Genomic DNA, 16041 nt, shown 5'->3' with positions numbered 1-16041 from the left:
AGGCGGAATATACGGGAAAGAGAGGCAGGGTAAGTGGCAGGCGAGGAAAAAACCGAAGCCCCTACCGCGAAAAAGCGGGGGGACGCCAAGAAAGAGGGAAATGTTTTCCAGAGCCGGGATGCGGTGACGGTCGTGATGGTCTTCGGGATGTTTACGGCGATTCGCTGGATGCTGCCCTATATCTACGGAGATGTGGGGGGCTTTTTCATCCGTATCTGTGGTCTGCTCGAAACAGAGCAGGCACTCAGTGCTCAGCTTTTCTACAGCCTGCTCTTCCTGATCCTCAGGGATGTCCTGCCGCTCCTCCTGCTCTCGGCACTCTTCGCCGTGCTCGCGAACGGTGCGCAGACCCGCTTCAACGTCTCCTTTACCCCGCTCCGCCCGAAGCTTTCGCGGCTGAGCCCGGCGAGCGGACTGAAACGGGTTTTCTCTATGAAGAATCTTGTGGAGCTGCTGAAAAACATACTCAAGATCACGATCCTTCTGGTGCTGCTCTACACGCTCCTGAAGGAGGACGTCCTCAGGCTCGCGCGGATGCTGGACACGGAGGTGCAGAATGCGGCGGTATTGCTGCTTCATATGATCTATGATCTCGTGATCCGTGTGGCAGGCGTCTTCCTGCTGATTGCCTTTTTCGACTATCTCTACCAGAGATGGCAGTATGAGCAGGATCTCCGAATGACGAAGCAGGAGGTCAAGGATGAGTTCAAGCAGACGGAGGGAAATCCGGAGATCAAGAGCCGTATCCGCTCCCTGCAGAGACAGCGGTCGCAGATGCGGATGATGCAGCAGGTGCCGGAGGCGGATGTCATCATCCGAAATCCGACGCATCTCGCGATAGCACTGAAGTATGACCCGGAGAAGCAGGCGGCGCCCCTCGTGCTCGCGAAGGGCGCGGATATTCTCGCGCTTCGCATCGTCTCTGTTGCGGGGGAGCACGGCATCCCTGCGATCGAGAACCGAGAGCTGGCACGGGCGATGTATCCGGTGTGCGAGCCGGGAAGAGAGATTCCCGCGGAGTTCTACGGTGCGGTGGCGGAGATTCTCGTCTACATTTACCGACAGCAGAACCGGGAGGATCTGCTGAGATAGACATTTGGAGTTTCATCTGACAGGAAGAAGAATGGCAAAGAAACTGGTTGACAATTCCGTGGTACTCTTCGTACTCACGATCATACTGCTCCTGATCATTCCGCTGCCGGCGCCGCTGGTCGACGCCGCCATCGTGGTAAACATGGCAATCTCCATGATGATTCTGGTCATTACCATGAGCATACGGGAGCCGCTTGAGCTGTCCATTTTTCCATCCCTCCTGCTGATTACGACGCTCTTCCGGCTGGGCATCAACGTCTCCACGACGCGGAATATCCTTTCCCACGGCGGCTCCTCCGGACAGGTTATCAAGGCATTTGGCGACTTCGTCGTACAGGGGAATGTGGTGATCGGTCTGATCATCTACCTGATCATCGTCCTGATGCAGTTTATCGTCATCACGAAGGGCGCGGAGCGGGTATCGGAGGTGGCAGCGCGCTTCAAGCTCGATGCGATGCCGGGCAAGCAGATGGCGATCGACGCCGATCTCTCTGCGGGAATCATCAACGAGCAGCAGGCGCGGGAGCGTAGAAATAAGATCCAGACAGAGTCGGATTTTTACGGCGCGATGGACGGCGCGACGAAGATCGTGAAGGGCGACGGCGTCATGTCGCTGCTTACGACTGCCATCAATCTGATCGGCGGGAGCATCATCGGGATATTGCAGTCCGGACAGGACATTGGCACAGTGCTCAGCACCTACTCGATCGCGACGGTCGGAGACGGGCTGGTCGGACAGATTCCGTCCCTCCTGATCTCGGTCTCCACCGGCATGATCGTGACGCGGGCGGTTTCTGAGGGCTCGCTCAATGAGGACATCTCGAAGCAGTTTACGGCACAGCCGCGGGCGATGATGATTACCGGCATGGTGATGCTGGTGCTGATGGTGATCCCCGGAATGCCGTTTCTCCAGATTGGGCTGGTGGCGGGCAGCTTCCTCGTCGCAGGATATTTCCTGCAGCGCAGGATACTGCGCGAGCCGGCGCTGGCGAGGGAGGAGGCGTATCAGCGAGAGCCGTTGGCAGGGGTTCCCCGCGCAGAGGCTGCAGCAGCGCAGGAGGAAGCGAAGCAGGCAGTTTCCGAGGAGGAATATTATAAGGACGTCAGCAATGTCTACAGCCTCCTGCAGGTGGAGCCGATTGAGATGGACTTTGGCTACAGTCTGATTCCCCTCGCCGACGAAGCCTCCGGCGGGCGTCTCGTCAGCCGGATTGTAATCTTCCGGAGACAGTACGCGCAGGATATGGGCTTTGTGATGCCGTCGATCCGCCTCCGGGACGCCGCGAACCTCGGGACGAACGAGTATGTCATCAAGATCAAGGGCGAGCAGGTTGCGCAGGGAGAAATCCTGACCGATTACTATCTGGCGCTGGAGCCGGATGATGTTGAGGAGACGATCGACGGGATTGAGACCATAGAGCCTGCCTACGGGATCCCGAGCCGGTGGATCCGGCCGGAAAACCGGGAAAAGGCGGAGCTCTTCGGCTATACCGTCATTGACCCGCTCTCGGTCATGCTTTCGCATCTCTCTGAGACGGTGAAGGTACATGCCTATGAGCTGATGAGCCGGCAGGAGGTGGCGCGCCTCGTCGAAAATCTGAAGAAGACCGCGCCGGAGCTCTGTACAGAGGCGTTTCCGAATGTCGTCAGCTTCAGTCTCCTGCAGAGGGTACTTACGATGCTCCTTCGGGAGGGTGTGTCAATCAAGGATCTGGAAACCATTGTGGAGACAATGTTCCAGTGCATCACCGAGAACGGGATGCAGGTGAAGGATCTGGATCAGCTCATAGAGCGCGTCCGTATTTCCCTGAAGCGTACGATCACGAGGATGTACTGTACGGACGGGAATATGAGGGTTATCACGCTGGATTCCGAGCTGGAGCGGAGCCTCGTGAATTCTCTTGCCCGCGGCGAGAACGGACTTTACCTCGCACTGGGACCGGAGCTTCTGCAGAGCCTGATCGCGCAGGTGGCGGCGGAGAGCAGGAAATTCAATACCCTGAGTATGCCGCCGGTGATCCTGACCTCGCAGGTTATGCGGCCGCATTTCTACCATCTGATTGAACAGTTCTACCCGAAGATCCGGGTGCTCTCCTTCAACGAGGTGGCGAACAACGTGCAGATTCAGGCGATCGGAAGCCTGCGGCTCGACGAGCAAAGTCAAGAGGAGTAGGGAATGTTGCAGAATCCGGATTTGGAAGAGAAGAGCAATGAAGAGCTTTTTCGGCTCTACCGGGAAAACGGCAGCACGGAGGTGAAGCAGGCGCTGACCCTCCGCTATGTCTATATCGTCCGCTCCGTCGCCTGTCAGATGCGGGAAATCTACAGGGATGTCATGCAGCTGGAGGATGTAGTCAACGAGGGGGTGATCGAGATCATGCGCGCCATTGACCGCTATGATGAGACGAAGGACAATAAGTTCGAGACCTTCATCTCCCGGCGGATCCGCGGCATGGTGATCGATATGATCCGGCGGAATGACTGGCTGCCGCGGAACTATCACAAGGAAAACCGGAGGATACAGGAGGCAGGCGCGGAGCTGCAGAAGAAGCTGGGGCGGACCGCGACGGAGGAGGAGCTCGGCAGGAAGCTTAATATGAGTCCGAAGCGGATACAGAAGATCCGGCAAATGGGCTGCATGGTGAATGTACTTTCACTGGACCGCACCTTCGACGAGAGCGACGACGTGCTGGTGCAGATCCCTGCGGAGGATCCGAATGTGCAGCCGGAGCGGCATTATCTCAATGGGGAGAATGTCCGGACGCTTTCCGCGGCGATCGAAAGCCTTCCGGAGAAGGAAAAGATCGTGGTCTCGCTCTACTATGTGGAGGAGCTGAACATGAGCCAGATCGCGGAGGTAATGGAGCTGTCGCAGCCGAGGGTCTCCCAGCTTCACAGCATGGCGATACGGAAGCTGCGGGCGGCGATGACAGAGTATGTAAGGGAGGGATAGAGATGTATCAGGGCTTTTATGATCTCGCGTCCGGGATGCTGACACAGCGCCGGAACCTGAACAATATCAGCAACAACATGACGAATCTGCAAACTGCGGGCTACAAGAAGGACACCCTGGTCAGCAGCAGCTTCCGGGAGGAAATGCTGCTGCGGACGGGGCGTCACAACAAGGAGAATCCCACGGAGCTTGCGGTCACGAGCAAGATCAATTCTGCGGCGCGAACCTATACGGACTATGAGCAGGGCTCCTTCGACATGACAGACGGCAGCTTCGACTTCGCGCTGAGCGGCAGGGGCTTCTTCGCAATCGAAACGGCAGCAGGGACGCGTTATACGAGGAACGGCGCGTTCTCACTGGATCGGGAGGGCTATCTCGAGCTTGCCGGGATCGGACGGGTGCTCGGGGAGGACGGACAGCCGATCCGCCTGCCGGACGAAAGCTTCTCCGCAGCATCGGACGGACGTCTCCTCCGGGTGAAGCAAAGGACGCAGGATGGTACGGAGGGGGAGGAGAGCGATACGGAGGAGGAAGAGAACGAGGATATCGTACTCGGGAGGCTCCGGATCGTAGACTTCGCGGACTATACTGCACTGCACAAGGAGGATAACGGGATCTTCTCGACGGAGCAGGCAGCCGTCGCGCCTCCCGCGGGAACGCAGCTTCAGTGGAAGATGCTGGAACGCTCCAATGTGGATATGGTGCAGGAGATGACGAGCATGATGTCCAGCCAGAGGGCGCTGCAAAGTGCGGCGCAGATGCTGAAAATGTACGATTCGGTGCTGAGCCGCGCCTCCACCGAGGTCGGAAGACTGTAAAAAGGAGAAAGCCTATGAATATGTCCTTCTACACCGGAATGCTCGGCGCAAGCGCCGCGGAGAAGCGGCTCGGCGTGGTCGGTAACAACCTCGCCAATGTGAATAACGACGGCTTCAAGCCCAAGGACGCGGTATTTTCCGAGCTTATCAACTACAATTTGAATGCCGGAAGGGAGGAGAGGACAGAGCTGCAGGCAGGCGCGAGCGCCTGCGTCGTCCGTACCAATACAAATTTCTCGCCCTCCGCCCTTCGTTCGACTGGCAGCCTGACCGACTATGCAATCGGAGACAGGAATGCCTTCTTCAAGCTGCGGGATCCGGCGAGCGGGAAAATCAGCTATACAAGAGACGGGCATTTCCATGCCGGCGAGCTGGAGGAGGGGCGCTTCTATCTACTGAGTCAGAGCGGAAAGCAGGTGCTCGACCAGAACGGCGAGCCGTTCCGCGCAGAGAGCGCGGCGGGGATAGAGCGGATCATGAGAGATGCCGCCATACGGGACGGCCTGGAGACGGAGGAGGAGCAGGAGGAGACAGAGGAAGCGGAAAAACCCTACCTTGCCGTTTATACTCTGCGTTTTCCGAGCCGATTAAATAATGTGGGAAACAATGAGTTTCAGCTTCGGGAGGAGGACAGCGCCGTGAATACGGAACGCCTGCTCAGGCATCCTTCTCTTACTCGCGGCGCACTCGAGAGCTCCGGCACGGATCTCGCGAAGGAAATGACGCATCTTATCGAGAGCCAAAGGGCGTTTTCCTACGCTCTGAAGATGGTGCAGACCTCCGATGAGGTAGAGGGCACCATTAACCAGCTGAGAAGCTGAGCGGATCAGGGGGAAACATGAAAATCAGAAGATACGAGGAGATGAATCTTCAGGAGCTGGATGTGATGAAGGAGATCGGCTCCATCGGGACGAGCCACGCGGCGACCGCTCTGTCCAAGCTTGTACAGAAGGAGGTTCGCATCACGATCCCGCAGGTGCACATCTTAGACTACAACCAGGCGGTGAAGCGGATCGGCAATGAAGAGGAAATCGTCGGTGCCACGCTGGTACAGATGAGTGGTGACCTGAATGGGCTGATGCTCTTCCTCTATAACGCGGATTATGCGAACTGTGTGCTGGAACGGCTGTTGGGGCGCTGCTATACGGGCTTCGAGGCGATGGACGAGATGGCGCATTCTGCGCTGACGGAGGCGGGTAACATCATTATCTGTTCCTATGTCAACGCCTTTACAGGGCTGACGGGGATGGATGTCTCACTTTCGGTTCCGAGCAGCGCCGTCAATATGCTGGGCGGCATCCTGACCGTCCCGATGGCGGAGCTGGGCAATGAGACGGATCGGCTGATGTCCTTCGACGCGGAATTCCTGATGGAGGGCAGGAAGCTTCCGTCCTGGCTCCTGATGCTTCCGCATATGGAATCCCTCAATGAGATCATGACGAGGCTAGGGGTTTGATATGGATTTCGAGAAGCAACTGAAAGTCGGCATAGGAGATATGAAGCTTACCCGCGGAGAGGGCTGCATTATTACCTATGCCTTAGGCTCCTGTATTGGAATCAGCATATATGACCCCTATATCAAGCTGGGATCGCTGCTCCATATCATGCTGCCGGAGCGGGTAAACCAGTCTGATATGAATCTGTACAAGTATGCGGACACCGGACTCAGGGAGACGATCCGTAAGCTTTCCGCCTTCGGCGCGGTGAAGGCGAGGTCGGAGGTGAAGATTGCCGGAGGGGCGAAGATGTTCGAGATCAGCGGCAACCAGAGCTTCGGTAATATCGGGGAGCGCAACGCGGCGATGGTGCGGAAGCTGCTTCGGGAGGAAGGGCTGCGTCTCATAGCGGAGGATACCGGTGCGAACTATGCTCGTACCATGAGTCTTAATGTCGCGACAGGCGATGTGCTGATCCGGACCTACGGTAGACAGGACGTTCATTTATAACTATAATGATGAGGAAGGGAAGAGGACTTAGAATGAAAAAAAGGAACGAAAAAGAGGGAATCCTTCTGGAGTCTGGAACGAATGAAATCGAGATCATGAAGTTCTGCGTACAGGGAGAGTTCTACGGCATCAATGTTGCGAAGGTCAAGGAGATCATGATGACCGAGAAGGTGAAGCCGATGCCGCATTCCCATCCTTCGGTCGAGGGCTTTTTCAAGCCGCGCGAGACGCTGATTACCGTCATCAATCTGGCGAACTATCTGACCGGTGAGACGCCGGAGCAGGGAGATCGGGATCTCTTCATCATTACGAGCTTCAACAAGATGATCGTGGCGTTCCGCGTTGATTCCATCGAGGGGATCAGCCGCATTTCGTGGAACGCGATACAGAAGCCGGATAAGACGCTGGCAAACGGACAGGAGGGGGTCGCGACAGGCATCGCGCAGTGTGACGAGCTGCTCGTCACCATTCTTGACTTCGAGAAGATCGTAGCGGAGATCTCGCCGGAGAGCTCGATTCAGCTCTCCGAGATCGAGGAGATGGGGGTACGGAGCCAGAACGATGCGCAGATCGTCATTGCCGAGGACTCTGTGCTGCTTCAGAAGATGATCCTCGCCGCACTGGGGAAGGCCGGCTTTACACATATCACGATGTGCAACAACGGGCAGGAGGCGTGGGATTATCTAAGCGCCCTGCGCGATGACCCGCAGCTTTATGAGAAGGTCAACCTTCTGATCACGGATCTGGAGATGCCGATGATGGACGGGCACCGGCTGACGAAGCTGGTGAAGTCTGATCTTCGGCTGAAGAGGCTGCCGGTGGTGATCTTCTCCTCCCTTATCAATGAAGAGATGCGGCGGAAGGGCAAGAGCGTCGGCGCGGACGAGCAGCTCTCGAAGCCGGAAATCGGGCATCTGGTCGAGGTTCTGGATATTCTGATCGACCGCTTCCGGAAGGAACAGGCGTCGTAAAGAGCAGGAGGTAGGGAATTGTCCGTCATTATCACAGTTTCAAATCAGAAGGGCGGGGTAGGGAAGACGACTACCTCCGGCGCGCTCTGTGCAGGACTTGCCAACAAGGGTGCGAAGGTACTCGGCGTCGATCTTGATCCGCAGGGAAATCTGGGCTTCTGCATGGGGCTGGAGGGAGGCAGCGGCGCGACCGTGCTGGATGCGCTCAGAGGCAAGGTGCGCGTGCAGCAGGCGATCCGGCGGATGCCGAAGTATGATATCCTTCCCTCCGACATCTCACTCTCGACCTCCGGGCTCGAGCGGCTGGAGCCGGGAAAGCGGGAGCGGGCGCTCAGAGAGATGCTCCGTCCGGTAATGGATTACTATGACTATATCGTCATTGATACCCCGCCGGCACTGAATCTGCTGACGATCAACGCCTATGCGGTGTCGGATTTCCTGATTATTCCGATGGCATCGGATATCCTGAGTCTGGTGGGGCTTTCCCAGCTTCGGGAGACCATAGATTCCGTCCGGCAGGAGCTGAACAGTCAGCTTCGGGTGCTGGGTATTCTGATCAATAAGTTCGACCGACGCACCACGCTGGCACGTGACGTCGTGGAGATGGCAAATCAGCTCGCACAGCAGATCGGGACGAGGGTTTTCCGAACGAAGATTCGAAACGGTGTCGCGATCGCAGAGGCGCCGGCGCATGGGGAGGACATTTACAGTTATAACATCCGTTCCGGCGCTGTGCGGGACTATGCGGCGTTCATCGAGGAGATTGCGGAGGAGATCCATCTTTCGGAGGTGACGAGTTTTGGCGAAGAAAATAAGTAAAAGCAACAAAACCTCCCATGTCCTGAATCTTCTGACCAATGGTACGGAGACAGAGACGGGAAAAGCGGAACAGCTGGCAGAGACACTTACTTCTTCTCCGGAGGAGACGGGAGCGGAAAACGCTCCGGCGCCCCGGAAGAGAAGGGGTGTTTCTTCTGCTGTAAAGAGAAAGGATACGGAGCCGGAGAGCCGGGTGACCGTCATCGACGAGGCGTCGGAGAACGACAGGCTTTCCGGAGAGATCCGGAGGAAGCTGGAGGAGAGCCTGCGTCAGGGAGGAATGGAGCCGGAAGAGGAGGGAAAGCCGGAGCGGGGGATAGAGCCTGTTCGGCAGGGTACGGCCTCCTCGGATTCCCGGAAAGTGGCAGAATCGCTAATAAAAGACGGAAAAGCTGCCGATGAATATGATAAGAAAGAAATTTCGGAGGCAGGAGCATGGCGGAAGGAGTCCCATAAGTCGTTTCATATCGTTAACGTGATGGATGTGATCCTTCGGCAGCAGGATATCCCGGGCTTTATGGCACAGTATGGCTGCTGCACCTGCGAGAGGTGTGTGACGGATGTGACGGCGCTGGCGCTGACGAGGCTGCCGGCGAAATACGTCGTGCTGGAGAAGGATGTGACTTCTCCGATGATCGGATTTTACCAGAGCCGTTATCGCACAGAGATCCTCGCCTCCTTGCTGAGAGCGTGCCTCACGGTGAAGGAAGTCCCGCGGCACGATCGATAGGAGTAGAAGGGAGCATAAAAATGGCAAGAATATCTTCGACACGCAGCAATTCCTCCAGCCTGGGGAATACCGCGCTTTCCGGCTTCGGCGGCTTGGCATCCGGCATCGACCGGGATGCCCTGATCGAGCAGCTCACCTCAGCGACGCAGAAGAAGATCACGAAAGCGCAGCAGGAGACCACGCGGCTCAACTGGAAGCAGGACGCAATCCGGAATATCGCGGATAAGCTGATCGACCTGCAGGACGAGTATCTGAGCTTCACCGGCTCGAGCTCTATCAAGGACAGCACGCTCTTTGCCGCCAATGTGGTGACACCGGAGGGCAGTGCGGACGCAACGAAATTCATCAAGGCGAGCGGTGCCTCCGATATGACGAAGCATATTCATGTGCAGGCGGTTTCCCGCACGGCGAGCTCTGCCTCTGTTGTTTCGGGTGTGAAGGGGACGATCAGCCCGATTACGACTGGTATCGATGCGGAGTCGCTCACGAAGAGCGATGCTGCCGTGCTCTCGAATCTGCGCGGGAAGACACTGGAGTTCGGACAGTACAACTTCACAGAGAACAAATTCCATGTGCGCAGCAGCTTCACCTTTCCGAGCTCCTATACGGACGGGGAGGGCAAGACGCATACACTGGACTATACGAGCTCTACGCCGGAGGCAAAGCAGAAGCTGGTAGAGGATCTGAATGCCTACCTGAAGAATGAACCGGTTGCGCTGGACGGCGCGAACGCGAAGCTTTCTTTCGCCTATGACAAGGACAAGGACGCAATTCGTATCGAGGGCGGCAGCGACAATGGCTACAGCCTGAAGCCGAGGCAGCCGGTGCTGAAGGCGCTGGGCTATGAGGGCAGCGGCAGCGAGGACTACCTTCGCATCAGCGATTTCAATGCCGGCGCACGCACGGCGGCAGAGAACGGCAGCGGCTTCTCGGAGAGCTCGGTGACGAAGAAGTCCATGCTGGATCTTCTGAGCGGCAGCGATTTCCGAATTTCCTACAAGGGTGTCAGCAAGGATGTAAAGATGCTGACACAGGAGGAGCGGAACAGTGCAGATATGAGCGGGACGGACGGGGAGACGCTGCTCCGGAAGCTTGCGGAGAAGTTTCAGGCGCATGTCGACGAGGCGTTCGGAAGAGGGAAAATCAAGGTTTCCGTCGGCGAGAGCGGGAAGCTGGAGCTTACCAATGCAGAGGCGGGTGACAAGAGCGCGCTCAGTCTCAGCGCCTCGGATGCGGGGCTTCGCGCGAATATCGGGATCAGCGAGAATGCCTCGAACAAGCTGACGCTGAACAGCTCACTCTGGGACAACAGAGAGAAGCTCTTCGGCAGCGAGGCGGCAAAGTGGAGCTCGGAGGAGGAGCTGACGGCGGCACTTGCCGATTTCAAGATTAACGGAACAGCGGTGCAGGGAATCACGGCGAAGACGAGCGTCAATGAGATGCTTAAGAAGATCAATGAAAGCAAGGCGGGAGTCAGAGCGAGCTACATGGAGGGGAGCGGCAGGTTCGTACTGATTTCCGAGGAGTCCGGCTCCGGCAGAGAGATCACGTTGGGGGATGCAGAGAAGCAGGACAGTGTAGAGCAGCTCCTGTTCGGCGGCAGCGGCAGCATCCGAAAGGACGGGCAGGATGCGGAGATGATCTATGACTATGGGAATGGCGTGAGCGAGACAGTCACGAGCAGCTCCAATACCTTCCGGATTGACGGACTGCGGATTACGGTCAGCGGCAGCTTCGGCATTCAGACCGACAGTGAAGGAAATCTGCTTCATAATGCGGACGGCAGCTACAAGCTGGACAGCTCCAAAACGGTCTCCTTCTCCTCGAAGGCGGATGCGGATAAGGCAACGGAAACGGTCAAGAAGTTCGTCAAGGCGTACAATGAGATCGTCGACGCGGTCAATGAACAGGTGAGGACGAGACCCTCCTCCGGCTATGATCCGCTGACTGACGCCCAAAGGGAGGAGATGTCTGACAAGTCGATCGAGAACTGGGAGAAAAAGGCAAAAGAGGGACTGCTGTATAACGAGTCCTCGGTTCGCAATTTGAGCAATGATCTCCAGACCGTGATGACGAGCATGGTGCGCGGCCTTGAAAAGATGGGGCTGAGCTACAAGGATATGGAGAAGATCGGCCTTACGATGAGCAGCGACTATCATGATGGCGGAAGGCTGGAATTCGATGAAGCGAAATTCAAGAGGGCGATGGAGAACGAACCGGAGACGGTATCGAAGATTATGACAGGCTCTAACGGCGTGAAGGGACTGGCGAAGACCATAGAGGATGTCGGCACGAAGTATGCGACCCGCTACTCTATGCGGAACGGCGGTTCCTACGGCGAGCTCGTGACCGCAGGCGGTTCCAACCGTATTTCCATGTCGAAGCAGAAGAACTCCATTTATACGGCGCTCAAGGCGAATGAGGAGCAGATCCAGAGACTGAAGGAGATGCTGAAAACAGAGCAGAAGCGCTATATTTCCCAATTTACGGCAATGGAGACGGCAATCAGCAATATGAATGCGCAGTCCTCGTATCTCAGCAGCCTGACGGGCTAAGGAGTCCGGAGCAATGAATGAATATCAGAAGAAATATCAGGAACAGGCGATCTATCAGATGAGCCCGGCGGAGCTTCTGCTTCTGACCTATGAGGAGGGGATCAAGTGCCTGAAGAAGGCACAATATCTTCTGGAGGAGAAGAAGTATGAGACCTTCGACGGCAATATGGACAGGGCAACACGGATCGTCCGTTATCTTCAGCAAACCCTGGACATGGAGCAGCCGGTAAGCGGCGATCTGAATCGGATTTATGAATACCTGCTCTTCGACCTGAGCCGGGTGCGTGCAGGGAGAGAGCGGAGGGCAGAGGAGCTTCCTGGGATGATCACGATACTGGAGGAGCTTCGGGACGGCTTCAGCGGCGCGAGCAAGCAGGCGAGCGGTACGCTTCCGCCGCGGGAGAGCAGGATTCTGGTGTAAAGGAGACAGATGGAGAAGGCAAGGCGCGAGGCGGTGGATTCAGGTCTGCTTGCCCTCCTTTTACAGAGACGCTACAATATATTTCGTGATATCAAGAGTGCCACGGACGAGCTGTCCCTGGCACTCTCTCGGAATGACGCAGTTTCCGCGGAGCTGATTCTGCAGATTCGCGGTGATTATCTGGATAAGTGCGAGAGCAACTGGCAGGAGCTCCTGCAGCTTTCGGAGGAGAGTCCGGAGACGGCGGAATATATGAAGCGGCTGCTGTTCTGCGCGGTGGAGGAGGCAAAGGCGGGAAATACCGGGGAGGAGCGGGTAATCGCCATCCGGAGGAGCATCGACAGCGTTCTCCGGAGTATTCAGGAGGAGGATCGCGTCTTGAACCTCCGCAGTGCGAAGGGCAGGAGCTATTATCAGAACTGAAGAGGTCTAAATGAACCGAAGTGTATTTGAGGGTAGATTTTTGGTCAATATGCTGGGGAGCATGATCCGACAGGATGAGAACTTCCCGGTACACAGGAGAATGAACTGGGAGCGGCTGTTTCGTATTTCAGATTATCACAATATTGCATCGGCCATTTACCTGGCGATGCTGGGTGCGACAGAGCGGGTTCCCGAAATGTGGGGAGAACGCTTTTTTCTGCGTTATCAGGAGGCAGTCCGTTACGGTGAGAACTATGAGGGCTCGGAGACAGAGATTCTGACGACCTTTAATATGATGAAGCTCGGCGTGACGGTACTGGAGTCCTCTGCGATACGCCGACTCTATCCGATTCCCGAGACGGCGGCGAACAGCCCGCTTCGCCTCTATATTTCCGAGGACAGCTATCCGCTTGCGAAGGGCTTTCTGGTGGATCTGGGCTATGAGACGGATCAGTTCTACAAGGGCTGCGGTGAGCATCTGAGGCGCGGGAACAGCGGCTTTCAGGTGGAGCTCTATCATGAGCTCCCCTTTCTGACGAAGCTCTACCGGAAGAACATGAAGTCCCTGCTGGATCGGGCTAATCCGGATCGGAACCTGAAGTATATTCGGACGCTTTCCCTCGAGAGCAGCTATGTCTTCCGGCTGGCGGAGGCGTGCTACCGTTACGGTACAGGGGAGCTTCGGATCAGGGAGGTGCTGGATGTCTATCTTTTTTACCGGATGTTCCATAAGAGCATGAACCGGAAGTTCATCGATGCTCGGCTTCGGGAGTTCCGTATCTCCGTTCTTTCGATCAGCCTTTTGCATATCGCGGATATGTGGTTCGGAACGCGGAAGGCGCCGCTCTTTCCGGCACCGAAGGAGGACATCGGGATCTATGACGGGATTGAGAGCCGCATACTCTCGAACGGCATGACAGGCATGGATACGATTCCGGAGTCGCAGCGGCTGCGGAAGGAAATATATGATGCAATTAACAGGGAGGAACGTTCCGAGCGGCTCCGAAAGCTCCGGGCGAGCCTGCTTTCGGGATTTGCAGGGATCGGAGGATGGTTTCGGGAACGTTTTCCGGATCGGAAGTATATGGAGGCGCTCTATCCGGAGCTGGAGAAGCATCCTCTGCTTCTACCATTTTACTGGATCAGGAGGCTTTTTCGCGGCTTTCGTTCCCAGAAGAGCCTTTCGGCGGAGCCGTCCGCTGCGGGTACAGCTTCGCTCAGCGAGCAGGAGAGCAGCAGAAGCCTGAACTTCGGCACAGCAGCGGCAGAGCTGGGCAATCCCTTCTCGCAGAACAGGCGGAAGAAGGTATTCTGGAAGCCGCATGACCATTCCGGAGACAGCCCTGCACTGAAGAGGGAAGTGCCGGCTGCGGACGCGGCGGAGCTGTTCTCAGAGGAGGAAGGACAGGAGAAGCGGGCTTCTGTATTCAGCTTCGAGAGCATGGGCGATCCGGTGGATATCTCGAAGGACAGCGCCTTCCACAGTGCGGAGATTACAGAAGAGGAGGCGGGGGAGGACGAGGAGCAGGAGCTCCTGCTCTGGGAATTCCCGAAGCTTTCCGCATCGACTGCGCGGCGAGAGGAGGAACGGAAGGACGATGTCGTCTTTCGGGAACATCGGGAGCTGGAGGAAGCACAGGAGACAGACGAACGCCTGCTCATCGCGGAGGATCTCCCGCGCGTCAAGCTCACGAGCTATCAGGCTGTTAGTGTGATGGATGAGGGAGAGAAAAAGGAGAAGTCGAAGGTAAGCGGGACAGAGACCGGAACCGTAGATGGACGCGAAGTCGCGTTCAGCAAATGGAAGTTCCCGAAGCTGGAAGAAGTCGAGAGCTAAGGGAGGGATCGTCCCGCTGCTGGAGATTAAAGCAGGAAATTATAAAAAGGATTCGCCCCCTCAGCGCAAATTGAGCTCTGAGGGGGCGAATCCTTTTTATAATGGCATCTGACAGGACAACAGGCAGTGGAGCGCAGAAGCGGGGTTAATCAGAGCTTCCCTGTTTTTTTTGCTGCAGCCTGGAGAGCAGATCTCTTTGGAGTGAGAGGACGGCGTTGTAATCCGTCGCAGTCGCGACAGACTCGCGATTTTCCTCCTCCGCGCTGGACAGTTCCTCACGGAGAATAGAAACGCTGCGAGGCGCGTCGATGGCGAGCCGGACACCGTCTCCCGCAGTCTCGAGAATCATGATACGGATATTGTCTCCGATCAGGATGCTTTCATTCTTTTTACGGCGAAGTACCAGCATGGAATCATTCCTCCCCTATGCTTGCGAATTCCCGAAGTGACTTCCGATAGTCATAGGGAGAGTCCTCCATGATGACCTGCATGCAGCGCCGGTTCGCCGGATTCATCACGAGAGGGCACTTGAGGTTTACGGTATTGTCGAGGTAGTCATTTTTCAGCGCACAGGTGACATAGTAGCTGAGCTCTGCCTCCGAGCCGGCGCCGAGATAGCCGAGCTCCTCCGGCGTGAGCCTCGGAGCGTAGTTCGGCTCGATGGAGAACGGATCAAGTACGACGAAAGCGATGCTTGGGTTTTCAACCCCATGCAGCAGCAGCATCGTGGAATCCTCCTGTTCGTTCAGGCAGAGGGGGAGGAAGTGCTTGATTTCCGGGAAACCGAAGAGGCCGTCCGGAAAAAAGAAGAGATCTTCTTCCTCGTATTCAATGCTGCCGTAGTCCTTGGTTTGTAGTTCCATCTGTACTCCTAGCTTTCAATATTGAGGTTTTCTCCGGATATTTCCGGGGAGGGGAAGTAATTGAAGTCTCCGGTGTATTCAATATGAATTTCGGGACGCTGTGTCACAATCATCATGTTGAGGGGGGGCAGGAAGCTGAGCTCTCCGCGCTGTACCCGCATTTCCAATGCGGCTCGCTCCTGATAATAGCTGGAGCTGCCCTGTGCCGCAGGAGAGGGGAGCGGATCGGCTGTTTGCTGCAGCGGCATGGTCTGTACATAGCGTCCTGCCTTCTCTGCCTGCTTTGCGACGGTCTCTGCCGGACTCGGAACAGTGGCAGGCGGGCCGGAAAGCTGCGGCATCTCCTGCGGATGCGTTTCCTGCAGATTTCCCATCTCCTTCCGGAGGCTGTCCGATGCCTGTACCCGATGGTAGGAGTGGTTGATCTCCTGCGTAAAATGCTGACTGCCTACATTGGCCTCCTGTGATTTCAGGATGCCGCGCAGCAGAGCGCTCCTTCGCTCCGCCTCAATCTGCTCTGCCGGGACGAGTCTTCCGCCGCCGCTGACGCGGACGGCTTCGAAGCTGGCAGTCGTAATTCTGATCAGCTGTCCCATAGCTTCCTCCTTATCGT

17 protein-coding genes are annotated in these 16041 nt (G+C 56.6%); 14 read left to right on the top strand and 3 right to left on the bottom strand.

All coding sequences use genetic code 11. From position 1 onward, the window contains the following. Positions 1 to 33: 33 nt before the first annotated feature. From flhB to HW273_RS07720, 14 genes are read left to right on the top strand one after another with little or no spacing between them, the layout of a single operon-like run. Positions 34 to 1092: a flagellar biosynthesis protein FlhB gene (flhB, locus tag HW273_RS07785; protein WP_179011237.1), complete on the top strand. Its 1059-nt coding sequence runs from the start codon at positions 34 to 36 to the stop codon at positions 1090 to 1092. A 31-nt stretch (positions 1093 to 1123) separates the two neighbouring features. Continuing rightward, complete coding sequence (gene flhA / locus HW273_RS07780; RefSeq protein WP_179011236.1) at positions 1124 to 3265, top strand: flagellar biosynthesis protein FlhA; 2142 nt, start codon at positions 1124 to 1126, stop codon at positions 3263 to 3265. A gap of 3 nt (positions 3266 to 3268) precedes the next feature. Beyond that, entirely contained in the window at positions 3269 to 4045 is a 777-nt protein-coding gene (locus tag HW273_RS07775; RefSeq protein WP_179011235.1) for a sigma-70 family RNA polymerase sigma factor, read from the top strand. Between the two features lie 2 nt (positions 4046 to 4047). After that, positions 4048 to 4863 carry a flagellar hook-basal body protein gene (locus tag HW273_RS07770; protein ID WP_179011234.1) on the top strand — a complete coding sequence of 272 codons (816 nt, stop codon included), beginning with the start codon at positions 4048 to 4050 and terminating at the stop codon, positions 4861 to 4863. 14 nt (positions 4864 to 4877) lie between these two features. Continuing rightward, positions 4878 to 5684 (top strand): flagellar hook-basal body complex protein, encoded by an 807-nt coding sequence (locus tag HW273_RS07765; RefSeq protein ID WP_179011233.1) that lies wholly within the window; start codon positions 4878 to 4880, stop codon positions 5682 to 5684. 17 nt (positions 5685 to 5701) lie between these two features. Continuing rightward, positions 5702 to 6319, top strand: coding sequence for a chemotaxis protein CheC (locus HW273_RS07760; protein ID WP_179011232.1), 618 nt, complete (start codon positions 5702 to 5704; stop codon positions 6317 to 6319). A 1-nt stretch (position 6320) separates the two neighbouring features. Further along, complete coding sequence (locus HW273_RS07755; RefSeq protein WP_179011231.1) at positions 6321 to 6809, top strand: chemotaxis protein CheD; 489 nt, start codon at positions 6321 to 6323, stop codon at positions 6807 to 6809. A gap of 32 nt (positions 6810 to 6841) precedes the next feature. Continuing rightward, entirely contained in the window at positions 6842 to 7780 is a 939-nt protein-coding gene (locus HW273_RS07750; RefSeq protein ID WP_179011230.1) for a chemotaxis protein, read from the top strand. An 18-nt stretch (positions 7781 to 7798) separates the two neighbouring features. Then, entirely contained in the window at positions 7799 to 8599 is an 801-nt protein-coding gene (locus tag HW273_RS07745; protein ID WP_179011229.1) for a ParA family protein, read from the top strand. Continuing rightward, entirely contained in the window at positions 8580 to 9329 is a 750-nt protein-coding gene (locus HW273_RS07740; RefSeq protein WP_179011228.1) for a late competence development ComFB family protein, read from the top strand. Before HW273_RS07745 ends, HW273_RS07740 begins: the two co-directional genes overlap by 20 nt. 20 nt (positions 9330 to 9349) lie before the next feature. Next, positions 9350 to 11884: a flagellar filament capping protein FliD gene (gene fliD, locus HW273_RS07735; protein ID WP_179011227.1), complete on the top strand. Its 2535-nt coding sequence runs from the start codon at positions 9350 to 9352 to the stop codon at positions 11882 to 11884. A 13-nt stretch (positions 11885 to 11897) separates the two neighbouring features. Next, positions 11898 to 12305 (top strand): flagellar export chaperone FliS, encoded by a 408-nt coding sequence (locus HW273_RS07730; RefSeq protein WP_179011226.1) that lies wholly within the window; start codon positions 11898 to 11900, stop codon positions 12303 to 12305. A 9-nt stretch (positions 12306 to 12314) separates the two neighbouring features. Further along, positions 12315 to 12728, top strand: coding sequence for a hypothetical protein (locus HW273_RS07725; protein WP_179011225.1), 414 nt, complete (start codon positions 12315 to 12317; stop codon positions 12726 to 12728). 10 nt (positions 12729 to 12738) lie between these two features. Further along, positions 12739 to 14565 carry a nucleotidyltransferase family protein gene (locus tag HW273_RS07720; protein ID WP_179011224.1) on the top strand — a complete coding sequence of 609 codons (1827 nt, stop codon included), beginning with the start codon at positions 12739 to 12741 and terminating at the stop codon, positions 14563 to 14565. 145 nt (positions 14566 to 14710) lie between these two features. On the opposite strand, the gene HW273_RS07715 is transcribed toward HW273_RS07720, so the two are convergent. Genes HW273_RS07715 through HW273_RS07705 form a run of 3 tightly spaced genes read right to left on the bottom strand, consistent with a single transcriptional unit; the run spans position 14711 to position 16024 of the window. Then, a complete protein-coding gene (locus tag HW273_RS07715) occupies positions 14711 to 14974 on the bottom strand; it encodes a carbon storage regulator (RefSeq protein ID WP_179011223.1) in 264 nt (87 codons plus the stop codon). Positions 14975 to 14978: 4 nt separating this feature from the next. After that, complete coding sequence (gene fliW / locus HW273_RS07710; RefSeq protein WP_179011222.1) at positions 14979 to 15428, bottom strand: flagellar assembly protein FliW; 450 nt, start codon at positions 15426 to 15428, stop codon at positions 14979 to 14981. 8 nt (positions 15429 to 15436) lie between these two features. After that, a complete protein-coding gene (locus HW273_RS07705; protein ID WP_179011221.1) occupies positions 15437 to 16024 on the bottom strand; it encodes a hypothetical protein in 588 nt (195 codons plus the stop codon). Positions 16025 to 16041 lie beyond the last annotated feature (17 nt).

This window comes from Oribacterium sp. oral taxon 102 (genome assembly GCF_013394775.1).
Lineage (GTDB): Bacteria > Bacillota > Clostridia > Lachnospirales > Lachnospiraceae > Oribacterium.
Note: the sequence above shows the minus strand (reverse complement) of the source record. Positions and strands in the feature narration are given on the sequence as shown.

Bases quoted from the DNA above. Each gene is read 5' to 3' on its own strand.
- fliW (WP_179011222.1), bottom strand. From the start codon at position 15,428: ATGGAACTACAAACCAAGGACTACGGCAGCATTGAATACGAGGAAGAA.
- HW273_RS07705 (WP_179011221.1), bottom strand. From the start codon at position 16,024: ATGGGACAGCTGATCAGAATTACGACTGCCAGCTTCGAAGCCGTCCGC.
- HW273_RS07715 (WP_179011223.1), bottom strand. From the start codon at position 14,974: ATGCTGGTACTTCGCCGTAAAAAGAATGAAAGCATCCTGATCGGAGAC.
- HW273_RS07775 (WP_179011235.1), top strand. From the start codon at position 3,269: ATGTTGCAGAATCCGGATTTGGAAGAGAAGAGCAATGAAGAGCTTTTT.
- HW273_RS07760 (WP_179011232.1), top strand. From the start codon at position 5,702: ATGAAAATCAGAAGATACGAGGAGATGAATCTTCAGGAGCTGGATGTG.
- HW273_RS07765 (WP_179011233.1), top strand. From the start codon at position 4,878: ATGAATATGTCCTTCTACACCGGAATGCTCGGCGCAAGCGCCGCGGAG.
- HW273_RS07720 (WP_179011224.1), top strand. From the start codon at position 12,739: ATGAACCGAAGTGTATTTGAGGGTAGATTTTTGGTCAATATGCTGGGG.
- fliD (WP_179011227.1), top strand. From the start codon at position 9,350: ATGGCAAGAATATCTTCGACACGCAGCAATTCCTCCAGCCTGGGGAAT.
- flhA (WP_179011236.1), top strand. From the start codon at position 1,124: ATGGCAAAGAAACTGGTTGACAATTCCGTGGTACTCTTCGTACTCACG.
- HW273_RS07730 (WP_179011226.1), top strand. From the start codon at position 11,898: ATGAATGAATATCAGAAGAAATATCAGGAACAGGCGATCTATCAGATG.
- HW273_RS07770 (WP_179011234.1), top strand. From the start codon at position 4,048: ATGTATCAGGGCTTTTATGATCTCGCGTCCGGGATGCTGACACAGCGC.
- HW273_RS07725 (WP_179011225.1), top strand. From the start codon at position 12,315: ATGGAGAAGGCAAGGCGCGAGGCGGTGGATTCAGGTCTGCTTGCCCTC.
- HW273_RS07755 (WP_179011231.1), top strand. From the start codon at position 6,321: ATGGATTTCGAGAAGCAACTGAAAGTCGGCATAGGAGATATGAAGCTT.
- HW273_RS07750 (WP_179011230.1), top strand. From the start codon at position 6,842: ATGAAAAAAAGGAACGAAAAAGAGGGAATCCTTCTGGAGTCTGGAACG.